Origin of the sequence: Paraburkholderia sediminicola (assembly GCF_046027825.1) — a bacterium.
Lineage (GTDB): Bacteria > Pseudomonadota > Gammaproteobacteria > Burkholderiales > Burkholderiaceae > Paraburkholderia > Paraburkholderia sediminicola_D.
Genome location: NZ_JAQQDU010000279.1, coordinates 1 through 419, shown reverse-complemented (window position 1 = coordinate 419; position 419 = coordinate 1). Strand labels below are relative to the sequence as shown.

Sequence of the window (419 nt, the reverse complement as noted above, 5' to 3'; positions counted from 1 at the left end):
CTAGTACAACATCCCTCAAATAGGTTTAATAATTGTCTGGCTGCAAATAAGGCTGCAGGAGCGTGACAACCAGTTGGGCCATTTCGGCGAGCGAACCTGAGCCGGGTAGAGGTTCCCATCGCCCGCTATGGCTACGAAAGGCCGCACCATAAAGATTGCGGCTGAGTTCACTCAGGCGTGCCACAACGGTCGACTCCTGATTGTCCAGGCGTTTGATCAGCAGATGACGCCCGTAAGCCTGCGTGACCACCTGGTCGTGGCCCAGCAATTCGCGCAGCTGACGCTGCAGTTCGCTTGCATGATGTTTCGCGGGTAAGGCAGGCATGAGCGCTCCGGTTCAGGATGCGCCAGTTTGCAACGGGTAGCCCCGGAAAGTCCATCTGAAGGGACGTGCGCTCTGGTTGCGCTCGCGGATGAAC

1 protein-coding gene is annotated in these 419 nt (G+C 57.5%); it reads right to left on the bottom strand.

Annotated features, from left to right (window positions below):
* Window positions 1-25: 25 nt before the first annotated feature.
* Complete coding sequence (locus PQQ96_RS42245; RefSeq protein ID WP_120306907.1) at window positions 26-325, bottom strand: hypothetical protein; 300 nt, start codon at window positions 323-325, stop codon at window positions 26-28.
* Window positions 326-419 lie beyond the last annotated feature (94 nt).

Bases quoted from the DNA above. Each gene is read 5' to 3' on its own strand.
- PQQ96_RS42245 (WP_120306907.1), bottom strand. From the start codon at position 325: ATGCCTGCCTTACCCGCGAAACATCATGCAAGCGAACTGCAGCGTCAG.